This is a genomic window from Thermosipho sp. 1244, from assembly GCF_018588215.1.
GTDB lineage: Bacteria > Thermotogota > Thermotogae > Thermotogales > Fervidobacteriaceae > Thermosipho > Thermosipho affectus.
The window spans coordinates 96,676-111,270 of sequence record NZ_LNGA01000023.1 but is presented as its reverse complement, the minus strand read 5'-3'; the positions used below and the strand labels follow the sequence as shown (position 1 = coordinate 111,270).

The following is a 14,595-nucleotide window of genomic DNA, read 5'->3' as shown; positions in this document are numbered from 1 at the left end:
TCATATTATTCTACCATATGGTATAATTCTTTATGGTATAATTCTTTTGAAAGGGGGATTTTTATGCTAAAAGAAATTTTTTTTGACCAAGTTAAACCTGCATATGGTTGCACAGAACCTATAGCAATCGCACTTTCGACAGCAGTTGGAAAAGAGCATTCAACAGGTGAATTAAAAGCAATAGAAATATCTTTGGATAAGAATACGTATAAAAATGGTTTGGTAGTAAATATACCAGGCACAGATATATTTGGGCTTGAACTTGCAGCATCTTTAGGATACATATGTGGAGACGCCAAAAAAGGTTTAGAAGTTTTAAAAAATATAAATCCAAAATGTCTGGAAAGTGCTATGAAAATAAAAAATTTAGTAAAAATATCCCTTAACGAAAAAAATTACCTTTTTGTGGATACAACTATAATCTCAGATAACAATGTACAGATAATTATCGAGGGAAAACATGATAACATTGCAAAAATAGTGATTGATGGTAAAGTAATTAAAAATGAAAAATTTAATCCTCAAAAAACAAGCATAGAAAAAATTAAAAACTTTTCCATAGATAAGATTTTAGATTACATAGAAAATCCAGATACAGATATCTTAGACTTCGTTGAAAAAGCCATTGAAATGAATTTGGAAATTGCAAAATTTGGAATAAATACAGAAGGAAACTTCTCAAATGCTGCAATAAATGAGTATGTAAAGTATGTAAGTGCAGGTGTAGATGCAAGAATGAGTGGTGCTTTGAAACCTGTAATGACGGTGGCTGGAAGTGGAAATCAAGGTTTGTCCTGTATATTACCACTTGCTTTGTATAAAGACAAAGTTTCAAAAGACAAGTTATTAAAAGCCACACTGTTAAGTATACTAGTTACAATATATATAAAGGCATACACAGGACTTTTAACCCCCATCTGTGGTGCAGGAACCATTTCAGCAGCAGGGGCTGCGGCAGGATTAACTTATATAAACAATGGGAATAAAAAACAAATAAAAAATGCAATAAATGATACTTTAGGTACACTCTTTGGATTAACGTGTGATGGTGCCAAAAGAGGATGTGCACTTAAAGCTCTAACTGGTACTCTTACTGCTCTACAAGTAAGCAACTTAGCTTTACACAATATAGACGTTCCATGTGGAAATGGAATAGTTGCAGAAGATGTGGAAGAGACAATAAGAAGAGTTGGAAAACTTACAAATTCTGTTAAACAATTTGACCGTGATGTATTAGATTTCATTGGAAAATGCTAAAGGGAGGTACTTTATGAAATGTCAACATTGTAAGAAAAAAGCTATTTTCAAATCACCAAGACTTTGCGAAGACCATTTTGTGGAATACTTTGAAAGAAAAATAGGAAAATTTTTGGATAAATACAAAATTAAAAGTAAAAAATTACTTGTTGCAATTTCAGGCGGAAAAGATTCTGTAGCAGTAAGCTACATTCTTTCAAAATTAAAAGAAAAATTCAATTTAAAAATAGAATACTTTTTTATACGACTTGGAATTCCCGTATTTACCGAAAAATCCGAAGAAATAGCACTAAAAATCGCACAGATGACAAATGAAAAGTTAACTATATATGATTTAGAAAAAGAAGAAGGGTTTACAATAATGGATATAAAATATAAACCTTGCTCATACTGTGGAATGATAAGAAGATATATATTAAACAAATACGCATTCGAAAATGATTTTGATTATGTGGTTTTAGGTCACAATTTAGATGATGAGGTCTTTTTCATATTCAACAACATATTCAACAAAAACATAACACAACTTCAAAGAACAGGTCCCTTAACACCTACAATAAAAGAAAAAAAACTAGTTGGAAGGATTAAACCATTGTACTTTTTAACAGAAGAAGAAATTTTAACATACACAAAACTAAAATCTCTTCCATATATCGGTTGTGCTTGCCCAAACTCTCTAAAAAGCACACAAAAAAAATTCAAAACAAACATAGAGTTTTCTAGGGATCAAAAATTAAACATTGTATACAGCATTTTAGAGATGAAAAAATTCTTACCTGAAGAAAAAATAGAAATAAAATTTTGCGAAAAATGTGGATATCCAACGACTAGTAACATATGTAAATTTTGTAGAACTAAAGAAAGGATAAGGAGGTAATTTTTTTGCAAAACAAAACTTTGTTTTACATATTACTTTTCATGATAGTAGCATTTTTAATATTTGATTTTTTCACAATATTTAATCGAAAACCAAAATTCGATATCACATATTATCAAACTATTATTGAAACTGATTATTCAAACGCTGCAACTATAACAACCATTGCAGGGCTTTCTTTTAACGATCCAAAGGAAATGGAAAACTACAAAGTAAGCTATACACAAAATTCATCTGCTACCTTTCTTGATTATTTTAAAAAGATATCAGAGGAAATCGGAAAAAACATGAGTGTAAAAATGTACAAAAACTCTGCCTCAGAAAGGGCAGGAATCTTAGAAATACAAGAAGTTGCCGTAATAGAAAACCTAGTCACAATAGGAAACAACAAATACACATTAAGTTTAGGTAATATACAAATAAATCCAAATGAAAATTCTTCATTTATAGTATATATCCCAAAAGAAAGTGTTCTGATATCTGCTAAACCTACCCCAACTAGTATAATTAAAAACAAACTCTATTGGTCTGGAAATACACTTAAAAATTTTCCAACGGTAATCTATGGAGGGAAAAAATGAGTTTTGTTGAATGGCTAGTGCTATTATCAACTATCTTTAGTGTTTCGTTTGCATGGGGTACATACCTTGTGCATCTGTATTCTACCAAAAATCAACCTGAAAAATTGAAAGAAGATGAAGAACGTCTCATCCAGTTAATGGGGCGGGCAAAAACTTTTGTTGATTCAAAGTTGGAAATATTAGAACAAAAAATGAAAGAAGTCAACGATTTAATTTCTGAAATTAACGACCTTTATTCAAAGGTACTTTTGGATATGTCTCAATTAAAAGAAAAAAATAGACAAAAGACACAGGAAAATATAATCAAAGAAGAAAAAATAATTCTAGAAGAAAAAAATGAAATAAAAAAAGAACCAAAAACAGAAAAAACAATGGAAGAAAAAATAATCGAACTTTACAACAACGGTACCAGTGAAGCAGAAATTGCTAAAAAATTTGGTATAGGTATCGGCGAAGTTAGACTTATAATAGATTTATTTCTCCGCTCGAAAGGAGGACAACTATGATTGGAGAACATCCATATGTAAAATGGGCAATAAAGGTAATAGAAAATTATGTTTTATATTCAAAAATAATAAATCCGGACAACTCATTGCCAAAAGAATTATTCGAAAAAAAAGCGGGCTGTTTTGTAACTCTACATACTACAGATGGAAATTTAAGGGGGTGTATAGGAACGTTTAAACCTACTCAAGAAAATCTTGCACTAGAAATAAGAAATAATGCAATCGCTGCTGCAACACAAGACCCAAGATTTTTACCACTTTCAAAAAAAGAACTTGGTTCAATTATTGTATCTGTAGATGTGCTAAGTGAAATAGAGAAAGTAAACTCAATTAAAGAACTTGATCCAAAAAAATATGGAATAATAGTAAAACAAGGGAACAGAAGAGGGCTTCTACTTCCAGATATAGAAGGTGTTAATTCAACAGATGAACAAATAAGAATTGCAAAACTAAAAGCAGGTATATATTCAGAAAATTTTGAAATATATAAATTCACAGTACAAAGATATCACTGATAAATCTTTTTCCAAAGTTTCTTAATTGTCTTTTCGCACCTTACAAAAACATCCAACACTTTTGGAGAGAAGTGTTGTGGCTTTGTCCTTTTGTCGCCTTCCATTATTATTTTCATAGCTTCTTCATGCGTAAATGCCCTCTTATACGGCCTTTCCGATCTAAGTGCATCGTAAACATCTACAAGATGAACTATAGCAGCCTCAATAGGAATTTCCTCTCCCTTTAAGCCGTATGGATATCCACTTCCATCCCAGTTTTCGTGATGATATAGTGCTATATTCCTTGCAACTTCAAAATGTGGTTTATCACCAATTAAACGTGCACCGTATATCGTATGTTTTTTCATCTCTTCCCATTCCTCTTCTGTCAATCTTCCATTTTTCGTTAAAATATTTCTATCAACAAAAATCTTGCCAATATCATGCAATGGTGCATAATGTCTTATCTTATAAACCATTTCCCTTGAAAACCCCATCTTTCCTGCTATAAACGCCGACAAAATTCCCACTCTATCTATATGATTCCCTGTATTTTCATCGTATCCTTCTGCAACTTTTGAAAGTTTTATACTAAAATCCAAATATGCCGATTCTAACTCATCATTTACACGTTCTATTTCTTTGTAACTATTTTCTAATTCTTCATTCATGGCAGTTAGTTCTTGAAATGTTGCAGACATTTCTTCTATCATGTATTCATATTCACGTATTAATTCATTAACCTCATCTATTTCACAATCTTCAAAATTATCCACATCAAATATTTTTGTCTTTCTATACTCTCTCATATTGGAAATCAATTTTTCAAAATAACTAGATAATCTTCTAGAAATCTTCTTTGAAAGCTTTATAGAAAACAAAATACCTATTAAAACTGCACCACCAATTATTAACGACATATAAAAAAGGACTTTATATATATACGAAAAGTCAAATGATACACTTAAAAGTAAAGGTCCAAAAACTTCTTTTTCACTTTCAAATTTCCATGGATAATATATTGTATAAATTCCTCTTTGTTTTTTTATATGCAAAATACTATCACTAAAAACTCTTTTTAAGTCCTTTTCACTTAAATCTGTTTTAAGAAATCTTTTTGAAATGGGCATTCCAGAAGAATCACAAACGTTAACTGAAGATATAAATTTAAAATTTTTACTCATATCATTTATCTCACTAAAAGTATCCTTTAGAAACTCAAGTGGCAAACTCATTCTCAAAACATATACCTTATCATTTATCCTAATATACAGATTATTTTTGAAAATTCCATTAATGATATTTTTTTTAATATAATAATCTACAGATTTACTGAGTTTTCCTCTCAACTTTTTATCTAAATCATTAAAATCTAAAATATCCATATATGCATGTTTAAAATAGAAAGGGGCCTTCGAAAATAGTAAAGTTAAAACTCTTTCTCCTTCATCTGGATTCATTTCCAAATATGAAATAGATGATTCTAACTCTTTATCCAAATACCAATTAAAACTCTTTAAAGTTCTTTCAAAAATCTCCATGGTATTTTTGACGAAGGATACGGACATATCTTCAATCTGTTTATTTATACGAAAATTTATAAAAAGATAAAATATAGAAAGTACTAAAAACAAAATAATCAATCCAAAAATAATGATTTTTATATAACTTTTAAAAAGAAGATCCTTCAGCTTCAACCATTAACACCTCCCTCAAATAATGAAAGTTGTCCCTTTGGTATTTTTTTCTTACTTTTTATTTTCTTTAGTTGTCCTTGTTTTAACACACTTACTTTTTTTTCCAATTCACTTTTCTTTGAAATTACATCTAATATTTCACGTGCTCTCTCTACAACACCTTCAGGAATACCTGCAATTTGTGCTACCTCTATACCATAACTTCTATCTGCAACTCCTTCAATAACCTTATGTAAAAATATCACACCATTGTTTGTTTCTTTTACTGCTATTGTTAAATTTTTTATTCCTTCATACACATCTGAAAGCTCCGTTAATTCGGTAAAATGTGTTGCAAATATTGTCTTACACCCAATTTCGTTATATATGTATTCACTCATCGCCCAGGCAATACTTATTCCATCAAATGTACTTGTACCTCTCCCCACTTCATCCAAAAGCACTAAACTCTCTCTTGTCGCTTTATCCAAAATCAAAGCTACCTCACTCATTTCAACTAAAAAAGTACTTTTGCCAGTTGAGATGTCATCTCTTGCACCCATTCTCGTAAACACTCTATCAAAAATGGGAAGTTTAACATTTTCTCCTGGCACAAAACATCCAATTTGAGCCATTACGGCAATTAATCCAACTTGCCTTATATAAGTGCTCTTACCACTCATATTTGGTCCCGTAATAATATACATTCTTCTTTTTTTATCCATGTAAATATCATTGGGAATAAAATCTGAAATGTATCTCTCAACTACAGCATGCCTTGCATTTTTTACACTAAATTCACTATCTGTAAATTCTGGCTTTGTATAACCATACATTCTAGACACCATTGCAAAATTGCTTATAACATCTAGCTGTGCAAGTTTTTGTGCAAGTACTCTTAAATCTTCCACATAATCTAAAAGTTTCACACGTATCTCTTCAAATAAACTTTTTTCTATAAGCTCTACTTTTTCACGTGCAGACATTATTTTTTCCTCAAATTCTTTTAATTCCTGCGTTATGTATCTTTCTGAATTTACCAACGTTTGCTTTCTTATATAATCTTCTGGAACGTTCTTTATCTGTCCTTTTGGTACTTCAATATAATATCCAAACACTTGATTAAATCCTACTTTCAACTTTTGAATACCAGTTCTTTGCCTTTCTAATTCTTGAAATTTTTTCAGTCTTTCTTCAGAATGAAACAATAAATTCCTGTAATCATCTAACTCAACAGAATATCCCTCTTTAATTACATTTCCATCACCAGGTGAGTTTGATGGCTCGTCATATAATGCTCTTTCAAGAAACACCACCACTTCCCTAAATTCATCTAAGTTACTTGCAAAATCTTCCAATTTTTCATTTGTACTCAAAGCTTCTTTAATATGTGGAATCAACAAAAGACTGTTTTTCAAAGATATCAAATCTTTTGGTGAAACCTTTCCATAGCTAAGTCTTGTTAAAATTCTTTCAATATCATAAACTCCGCTTAAATACTCTCTTATCTCATTTAAAAGTAATTGATCATTATAAAAAGCCTCTACTAATCCCTGTCTTTCCAATATTTCATTTTTATCTTTTAAAGGTTGTAAAATCCATTTTTTTAATAATCTTGCACCCATTGAAGTTTTTGTCTGATTCAACACATCAAAAAGATTCTTCCCTTTTTCCCCGGGAATAAGAGATAAATTATCCACTGTTTTTGAATCAAGGACCATATACTTTGTTTTTTCTAATTTCTTGGGTTTTTGTGGTACCTTGCTATCCATTAAAGTGTACTCTAAGTACTTTAAAAGTCCTCCCAAAACCTTCTTTTCAGATTCTAATAATTCAAAATGATCAACAGATGCCAATTTATACGTCTCTTTTATTTTTTCATCATACCCTTGAAAATACCACTCATCCAATTTCTCAACAAAAATATCTGGTAATTCTCTTTTTAAATCTTCATACAACTTTTCATCACAGATTATTTGAGAAATATTTGAAATTTTCACATAATCAATTAATTCATCTAATTTTTCAAAAATTTTTAAAAATAACTCACCTGTAGATACATCAATGAAGGCTGAAACGTAATTTTCTTCAAAAATAACCGACATCAAATAATTGTTATCACTTGAGAGAAGTTCGTCCTCAATTATTGTTCCAGGGGTAATAACACGGGTGACTTCTCTTTTAACAATTCCTTTTGCTTGAGATGCATCTTCCATTTGCTCGCAAATAGCCACTTTGTAACCACTTTCCACCAACTTTTTCAAATAATTTTCAAGTGCATGGTATGGTATTCCCGCCATTGGAGCACTTTGTCTTTTTGTCAACACTATATTTAAAACTTTAGAAATTACCTCAGCGTCCTCAAAAAACGCTTCATAGAAATCTCCAAGTCTAAATAACAATATTGCGTCCTTATACTTTGATTTAATACCCATATACTGTTTCATCATGGGCGTTAACTTTTCCAAGTCAACCATCCTTTCTGTGTCTTTTCTCAAAATTAATCTCCGCAATAGATTTTTGTATGTAAAGCGGATCAACTTTATCTACAAAATTCCCATCTTCTATTTCTTTTTCCACAAGCATTCCCAATCTCTCAGGTTGGGGATAGTCAAAAAATTCAGGAAATTTTTTCCCGAAAAATTCTGCAGCATCACCTATAACGCTAAAATCTCCATTTAACCTCTCTTTAAATTTCTCAATTTCTTCGACAAATGGAGAAACTTTTACGGATAATTTATCATCGTATATTGCACCATATATATATCCACTTCTTGCCTTACGTACAACTACAATATCTTTACCACAATACAACAGATTGGCCGCTATTATCTTTGTTGATGGAACTGTAACTATCTTTTTATCTATAGAAAGCCCTAAGGCAAATGATATGCCAATTCTTAACCCCGTTAAACTTCCCGGACCAATTCCTATACCAACTACATCTAATCCATCAAAATCTATTTCAAATTCTTTGAGTATTTCCATCAAAATACTCAAATTTTTCGTATGTTTATCTTTTGCCATTAAAGTTTGAGTAATAATCTTATTTTCATCTCTATAATACACTACAAGTTGTGGTGTTGATGTATCAATTGCAAAAACTTTCATCAATTATACCTCCTTTCTTTTAATTTTATCATAAAAAAAAGCAGGATATTTATCTATCCTGCTTCTTTATCTTTAACAAAAACAAAAAAACACCAATATATACGAAAATATCACCCACACTTATTATATAATATTCTTTCCACGGCAAAATAACAGGTATCCAATCACCGAGAAATATTTTCCAACTAAACGTGTCAACAACTACATGCCTCATACCTATAGGAAGCGCAAATTTTTTTACAAGACTTTTTAAAACTGGCATTTTCCAACCATTTATCATCATAACAAATGAATTTAAAACTGTTCCAATTGTTATCAAAGAAAACCCCGGAATATGTTTGTTTAATAATAAGAGCACTATTAACATAGAAAAAGAAAGTGACATTAAAATCTCCCTATAATACGGTATAACCTGAAGGACAAAAGGTATTGGAAACAAATAAAAATACCTATACCTTCTCTCTACTACAAATTTTATTCTTTTAGTTAATATAGAAATAAAAAAAGAGATTAAAAAGACATATACTATCATTAATATTCACTCCTTACCAAACTTAAAAATATTTTAACGATTTTAGGATCAAAAATCACTCCCGAATTTTCCTCTATAAATAATATTGCCCTTTCTTTCTCCCATGCCTTTCGATATGGCCTGTCACTTGTAAGTGCATCAAAAACATCACATATAGTTAATATTCTAGAAACAACTGGAATATCTTCTTTTGACAACCCATCTGGGTAACCTTTCCCATCCCATCTTTCGTGATGATGCAACACCCATTTTGCTATAGTATCTTTATACTCTGTTATATTTTTTAATATTTCATATCCCTTTTTAGAATGTTCTTTCATTATTTCGTACTCCTCAAAAGACAACTTATCTGTTTTCAAAAGAATTATATCTGGAATTCCTATTTTTCCCACATCATGTAATATTCCCGCAATCTCAATTAACTTTAAATCTTTATCGGGAAACCCTAGCTCTTTTGCTACTTTTACGGCAAGTTTTGAAACATTTTCTCCATGTCCAAAAGTATAACTATCCTTTTCTTCTAAACTTTTGGTAAGTACCGTTAAAAAATCAACCTTTGCATTTCTGTATTTTGTAGCATAATAATTTCCAAGCTGTACACTAACAATCGTAAAAAATGTAATAGGAATTGCGGAAACACCAACCAACCTGTACAAAAAATAAACCACAAAGATATTCAAAGATGTAAAAATACTATTAAAAAACCTTCCTTCACCAAATACTTGTCTTACACAAGCCTTAAATGAACCATTGTAGAAAAAATATAAAAACAAAAATACAAAAGAAAAATTAAAAAAAGTATAAAAAATAGAAAGAACAACAACAAAAAGAGAAGATAAAAGGATATTTTTCATGATAAAAGAACCCCAATGAAATAACTTGGATGCAATAAAAATCAAAAGACCAATCATTGAAGTATTAAAAACAAAAAAATGATATTTCTTAGAAAATAAAACCTTTGGTTTTAAAAAAAGAAAAGAAATCAAAGGTAAAAGCATTGCATTTGAAATATTGAGAATACCAGCAGAAATAATAGAAATAATCATTCCAGCACTCAATATCAAATCAAACTTTTTTTCTTTTTCTTCAAATTTCTTCTCAATAAACGTCTGAAGGTTTACAAACACAAGTTCAAATGCAATATAAAAAGTAATCATTAGGTAAAAATTTATATCAAAAAGGTCAAAGCCATTTTTCCTTATAGAAAGAAAAAGAAGGAGCGTATATAATGCTCCTAAAAAATATACATATATAAATAACCTATTCTTTTTCAAATCTAAATTCTTCAAAAAATTCCTCACCGTATCACCTGCTTTTTCTCTCTAACTTACTTTCCTCCTTTTGATGGCCAAAGAGTAAGGTTTCCCACAGTAGCAATTACAAATGGCAAAGCAATAAGTGCGAAAACAATAATTTTCTTCCACATCTTCTTCATACCTTCTCCCCTCCTCCTAAATCATTAGATTCAAAACTCAATATTATAATAATATTAAACATTTCTATATTAATTTAAAAAAATTCACACAATCGTCAATAAACTAATGGATTTTTCCGACTATTCCTTTATTTTTGTCGTAATTATTTTAAAATATTTTCTCGAAAAAACATAATCAAATTTGTAATAAAATTAATAGTAAATTCAATCTAAAAAACAGTTTATAACAAACTCTTAAAATTTGTTATAATATAGTAAGGATGGTGAAAAAGGATGAAAAAATACTCCAACTATATAGAAATTATTCTCCTTAATTCTCTTCTTTTTACATTTGATATTATTTTCAAATACTACGGATACGTTTTATCTTATCCAAATCCATATTACATATTAAACATATATATATCTATAAGACATGGCTTAGACATGTTTTTTTTCTCATCCACATTTAGTTTATTTTTCTATTTTTTATCTTTATACATCCACTACAATATAAATATTTTTACCGTTATCTTTACTTGGCCCGTTCTAAGATTTCCGATAGTACTTCTATCCATGGGGTTCATAACCGGATTTTTTAGAGATAGCTATGTACAAAAAATAAATGAACAAAAAACGCAAATTAATCTTTTAAATGAAAAAATAAAAGCACTTGAAAAAACCATAGAAAAATATAAACTTTTGACTAATGACCTTCAAAACAAGCTACTCCTTGAAAACAAAGGAGTTTCTTTGTTTGTGGATAGATTAAAAGAAATAGAATTTAATAATCCTGAAGATATATTTAATGAAGCAGTGGAACTAATATACGACTTTGTAAGCGCCATAACTGTTTCCATATATACTCTAAGTAAGAACAACTTTTTACGATTAAAAGTTAGAAAAGGTCCACAAATCCTTCCAAATTCATTTCCAATAGAAAAATCAAAGATAATTTCAATGGCCAATGATTTAGGATTTGCATCCGTAAGTGTTTTGTACATTTCAGATGAAAATGTAGACTTTTCTATGGAACCTATAATGGCTACAAAAATTTCTCAAAGAAATAAAACAATAGGTTTTGTTCTAATTGAAAACATGGACCCTGAGAAAATAAACAAAAATACGGAAACATACCTTAAACTTTTATCAGATTGGCTCTCAAACCTTCTATATGTTTCAATTGAACTTGAAAAACAGACTATAACTACAGATATAGAAAAATTTAAAGCCGTATTTGAAAAGATAGATGAAAGATTTAAAAGGTTTAAAATTCCATACTCATTTATCGAAGCTTCTATTACTAAAGATTTTGATATTAGCAAGATAAAAAAATATATCAGAGAAACTGATTTTGTTTTTTACAATCCGTTACAAAACAAGCTAAGTATTCTCTTAACTTCTTGCAATTCCCAAGGACTAAATCGCGTGTTAAACAAAATTAAAACCGAAAGGAAACTAAACATACTGGAGGCTTATACAAAAGAATGAAAAAAATAATTATATTTGTATCACTTATTTTTGGAATTCTTTCTTTAATAAAATTAAATATATTCTTCTTCTTTCTATATCTAATACTAAACTTAATAGATCTAAAAGTATTAGATCTTATTGGATCTATTATATTTTTCCCGTATTATCCAATAATAAAAACATTATTAATAACCCCAAAAAAACCAAAATATATCCCCATAGAATTTAAAGAAAAAAACATTGAAACATTCATCCCAAACTTTAAAAGTGTTGATCTTGCACCATTTAACATAATCATAAAACACGGAAGTGTTTCACAAAAAAAGGAAGCTATACGTTTGTTATTCGAACTACTAAAAAAAGAACAAATAGACTTTTTGGAAGGTCTTCGTCTACTTTATTTGGTCATAAAAGTAGAAACAAACCAAGATGTAATTTTATACACAACTGAAGCAATAAATAATATTGAAAATTTACTTTTAGAAAAACTTTCAAAAATCAATAATAAAGTAGAATACGCAAAGTATTCATTCTATTATGCACTTTCTCCATTTCTTACCGAAAATCAAAAAACAGATATACTTATCTCTACAAAAAAAACACTTCTACAATTCTTGGAAAAATATCCTCTTAATATAGAAGCAATCCTTTTGTTATTAGATGTATTACAAGAATTAGGGGAAAATACCTTGATTGAAAAAATATTAGATGAAAAACTAAAAAAACTAAAATTTCAACCTCTATTTGAAAAAGCAATTTTATATTATCTAAAACAACGTAATATCAAAAAGGTCAAAGAACTATTAAACGCTTTCTATTCTTATAACTTTTCATTTAAAAACGAAGCACTAAAAATACTCTTGGAGGGATAACATGGATAAAATCCTTTTTATTATAACTTTCATTTTAATAATTTTAATAATTGTAATAAACTACAATCAAGCGGTGATTGAATCACCGTATGAACTAAAAAAACTGCCTTGGAATAAAAGAAGTTTATACATAAAAATGAACGAAACATTTAACGAATTGTACCATAAAAAAGAACTTGGTATTGAAGACTTATCTAAAGTAGAATACCTCATCTTAATTTCTTCAACACTAAAGGATTTTAACAAATACAAATTTGCCGAAAGTTTAAAATTTAATTTACTAATCAAAGAACTTGAAAAATTAAATTTATCATATACACAAAAAATAGGACTTTATATAATTAAAAACAATCCATCGGAAGAAAAACTAAAAAAAATCTTGGAAGGTGATTAATCTGAAAGTAGGTCTACTTTTTGAAGGTACTTATCCTTACGTAGTGGGAGGCGTATCAAGCTGGGGACATTCTTTAATAAAAAACATGAAAGATATTGAATTTTGCGTTATTCATGTGGGTGATACTCCAAGAGAAAGAAAGCAAAAATACGTGTTTCCCGAAAACGTAACAGATTATTTTGAATTCTACCTCTTTGCAAAATACAAATTTAAAAATAAAAGAAAAGTAACAAAAAAATTTACCAATTCTCTAGGAAAAATTATAACCTATCCATTTAATGAAAATAAAATGGGAAAGGATTTATATGATCTATTTAAGAAAAATCTCAATTTCGACTTTACAAGTTTCCTAAAATCTGAACTCTATTGGAGTTCAATACTAAAATTCTATGAAAAATACTTGCCTTTTGAGAATTTTCCAAATTACTACTGGACATTATATTCTATGATGATACCCTTTTTAAATTCTATGGCTATTGATCTTCCAAAATGCGATATATACCATACAATCACCACAGGATATGCAGGAATTTCAGCTATTTTAAATGGGTTAAAATACAACAAACCCGTGATTCTTACTGAACATGGTATATATCACAGAGAAAGACAACTTGAAATACTACGTTCAGATTGGATTAAAGAAGAATTCAAAACAGGGTGGATAAAACTTTTTAACACAATAAGCTCAATTGTATACAAAGGTGCAAAGAAAATAACAACATTATTTGAAGACAACCAAAAATTTGAAAAAGAACTCTGCAGTGAACACTCAAAAATGCTTGTAATACCAAATGGTATTGATGTAGAAAGATTCAAAGACATACAATACAGAAAAGAAAAACAACCATTTACCGTTGGAATTGTAGGACGAGTTGTAGAAATAAAAGATATAAAGACAGCAATAAAAGCTGCAAGAATAGTAAAAGATGAAATAAAATCTTTCAAGTTATACATAATTGGTCCTACCGATGAGGAACCCAATTACTTTAAAGAATGTTACGAAATGGTAGAAATATTCAACTTAAAAGACACGGTTGAATTTACTGGAATGGTTGACGTAAAAGAATATTACGATAAATTAAATATTCTTCTAATTTCAAGTGTAAGTGAAGGTCAACCACTAGTTATACTTGAAGCATTATCAATAGGTATTCCAGTAGTTGCAACAAACGTTGGAGCATGTAGAGAATTAATATACGGTAGTAAAGAAGACATTATAGGTCCTGCTGGCATTGTCGTAAAGCCAAAAGATTTTAAAGCCATGGCAAATGCAATTATCACTTTGTACAAAGACGATTCTTTTAGAAAAAGAGCATCAGAAATAGGAAAAAAAAGGGTAATGTTAAGATATAGGTTAGATCAAATGGTGGGTAACTACAAAAAACTATACTATTCGGTGGTGGAATAA

General features: G+C 29.3%; 14 protein-coding genes. 9 read left to right on the top strand and 5 right to left on the bottom strand.

Translation table 11 applies throughout. The features are described 5' to 3' along the window. Window positions 1-63: 63 nt before the first annotated feature. Genes AS157_RS05660 through amrA form a run of 5 tightly spaced genes read left to right on the top strand, consistent with a single transcriptional unit; the run spans window position 64 to window position 3,736 of the window. Complete coding sequence (locus AS157_RS05660; protein WP_077289464.1) at window positions 64-1,257, top strand: L-cysteine desulfidase family protein; 1,194 nt, start codon at window positions 64-66, stop codon at window positions 1,255-1,257. A 13-nt stretch (window positions 1,258-1,270) separates the two neighbouring features. Next, window positions 1,271-2,134, top strand: coding sequence for a PP-loop family protein (locus AS157_RS05655; RefSeq protein WP_077289463.1), 864 nt, complete (start codon window positions 1,271-1,273; stop codon window positions 2,132-2,134). Window positions 2,135-2,139: 5 nt separating this feature from the next. Further along, a complete protein-coding gene (locus AS157_RS05650) occupies window positions 2,140-2,715 on the top strand; it encodes a DUF4897 domain-containing protein (protein ID WP_077289462.1) in 576 nt (191 codons plus the stop codon). Continuing rightward, window positions 2,712-3,221 (top strand): DUF6115 domain-containing protein, encoded by a 510-nt coding sequence (locus AS157_RS05645; RefSeq protein ID WP_077289461.1) that lies wholly within the window; start codon window positions 2,712-2,714, stop codon window positions 3,219-3,221. The genes AS157_RS05650 and AS157_RS05645 overlap by 4 nt, the downstream gene beginning before the upstream one ends. Then, window positions 3,218-3,736 (top strand): AmmeMemoRadiSam system protein A, encoded by a 519-nt coding sequence (gene amrA / locus AS157_RS05640; protein WP_077287555.1) that lies wholly within the window; start codon window positions 3,218-3,220, stop codon window positions 3,734-3,736. The genes AS157_RS05645 and amrA overlap by 4 nt, the downstream gene beginning before the upstream one ends. Here amrA and AS157_RS09490 read toward each other — a convergent pair. Genes AS157_RS09490 through AS157_RS05615 form a run of 5 tightly spaced genes read right to left on the bottom strand, consistent with a single transcriptional unit; the run spans window position 3,730 to window position 10,335 of the window. Further along, on the bottom strand, window positions 3,730-5,412 hold the full coding sequence (locus AS157_RS09490) for an HD domain-containing phosphohydrolase (RefSeq protein ID WP_231450346.1): 1,683 nt from the start codon (window positions 5,410-5,412) through the stop codon (window positions 3,730-3,732). The two genes, amrA and AS157_RS09490, sit on opposite strands and share 7 nt — an antisense overlap. Further along, window positions 5,409-7,868: a DNA mismatch repair protein MutS gene (gene mutS / locus AS157_RS05630; protein ID WP_077289509.1), complete on the bottom strand. Its 2,460-nt coding sequence runs from the start codon at window positions 7,866-7,868 to the stop codon at window positions 5,409-5,411. Before mutS ends, AS157_RS09490 begins: the two co-directional genes overlap by 4 nt. Then, window positions 7,861-8,502 (bottom strand): tRNA (adenosine(37)-N6)-threonylcarbamoyltransferase complex dimerization subunit type 1 TsaB, encoded by a 642-nt coding sequence (gene tsaB / locus AS157_RS05625; RefSeq protein WP_077289460.1) that lies wholly within the window; start codon window positions 8,500-8,502, stop codon window positions 7,861-7,863. Before tsaB ends, mutS begins: the two co-directional genes overlap by 8 nt. 49 nt (window positions 8,503-8,551) lie before the next feature. After that, window positions 8,552-9,034 (bottom strand): DUF5317 family protein, encoded by a 483-nt coding sequence (locus AS157_RS05620; protein ID WP_077289459.1) that lies wholly within the window; start codon window positions 9,032-9,034, stop codon window positions 8,552-8,554. Continuing rightward, window positions 9,034-10,335 (bottom strand): HD-GYP domain-containing protein, encoded by a 1,302-nt coding sequence (locus AS157_RS05615; RefSeq protein WP_077289458.1) that lies wholly within the window; start codon window positions 10,333-10,335, stop codon window positions 9,034-9,036. Before AS157_RS05615 ends, AS157_RS05620 begins: the two co-directional genes overlap by 1 nt. Before the next feature lie 407 nt (window positions 10,336-10,742). Here AS157_RS05615 and AS157_RS05610 point away from each other — a divergent pair, with 407 nt between their 5' ends. The 4 genes from AS157_RS05610 to pelF are packed head-to-tail and all read left to right on the top strand — an operon-like array spanning window position 10,743 to window position 14,595. Next, window positions 10,743-11,939: a hypothetical protein gene (locus AS157_RS05610; protein ID WP_077289457.1), complete on the top strand. Its 1,197-nt coding sequence runs from the start codon at window positions 10,743-10,745 to the stop codon at window positions 11,937-11,939. Then, on the top strand, window positions 11,936-12,793 hold the full coding sequence (locus AS157_RS05605) for a hypothetical protein (protein ID WP_077289456.1): 858 nt from the start codon (window positions 11,936-11,938) through the stop codon (window positions 12,791-12,793). Before AS157_RS05610 ends, AS157_RS05605 begins: the two co-directional genes overlap by 4 nt. A gap of 1 nt (window position 12,794) precedes the next feature. Further along, window positions 12,795-13,187, top strand: a complete 393-nt coding sequence (locus AS157_RS05600; protein WP_077289455.1) for a hypothetical protein — start codon at window positions 12,795-12,797, stop codon at window positions 13,185-13,187. After that, the gene (gene pelF, locus AS157_RS05595) at window positions 13,180-14,595 is read left to right on the top strand and encodes a GT4 family glycosyltransferase PelF (protein WP_077289454.1); all 1,416 of its coding nucleotides are present in this window, start codon (window positions 13,180-13,182) and stop codon (window positions 14,593-14,595) included. The genes AS157_RS05600 and pelF overlap by 8 nt, the downstream gene beginning before the upstream one ends.

Bases quoted from the DNA above. Each gene is read 5' to 3' on its own strand.
- AS157_RS05660 (WP_077289464.1), top strand. From the start codon at position 64: ATGCTAAAAGAAATTTTTTTTGACCAAGTTAAACCTGCATATGGTTGC.
- AS157_RS05655 (WP_077289463.1), top strand. From the start codon at position 1,271: ATGAAATGTCAACATTGTAAGAAAAAAGCTATTTTCAAATCACCAAGA.
- AS157_RS05645 (WP_077289461.1), top strand. From the start codon at position 2,712: ATGAGTTTTGTTGAATGGCTAGTGCTATTATCAACTATCTTTAGTGTT.
- amrA (WP_077287555.1), top strand. From the start codon at position 3,218: ATGATTGGAGAACATCCATATGTAAAATGGGCAATAAAGGTAATAGAA.
- mutS (WP_077289509.1), bottom strand. From the start codon at position 7,868: ATGGTTGACTTGGAAAAGTTAACGCCCATGATGAAACAGTATATGGGT.
- tsaB (WP_077289460.1), bottom strand. From the start codon at position 8,502: ATGAAAGTTTTTGCAATTGATACATCAACACCACAACTTGTAGTGTAT.
- AS157_RS05620 (WP_077289459.1), bottom strand. From the start codon at position 9,034: ATGATAGTATATGTCTTTTTAATCTCTTTTTTTATTTCTATATTAACT.
- AS157_RS05610 (WP_077289457.1), top strand. From the start codon at position 10,743: ATGAAAAAATACTCCAACTATATAGAAATTATTCTCCTTAATTCTCTT.
- AS157_RS05605 (WP_077289456.1), top strand. From the start codon at position 11,936: ATGAAAAAAATAATTATATTTGTATCACTTATTTTTGGAATTCTTTCT.
- AS157_RS05600 (WP_077289455.1), top strand. From the start codon at position 12,795: ATGGATAAAATCCTTTTTATTATAACTTTCATTTTAATAATTTTAATA.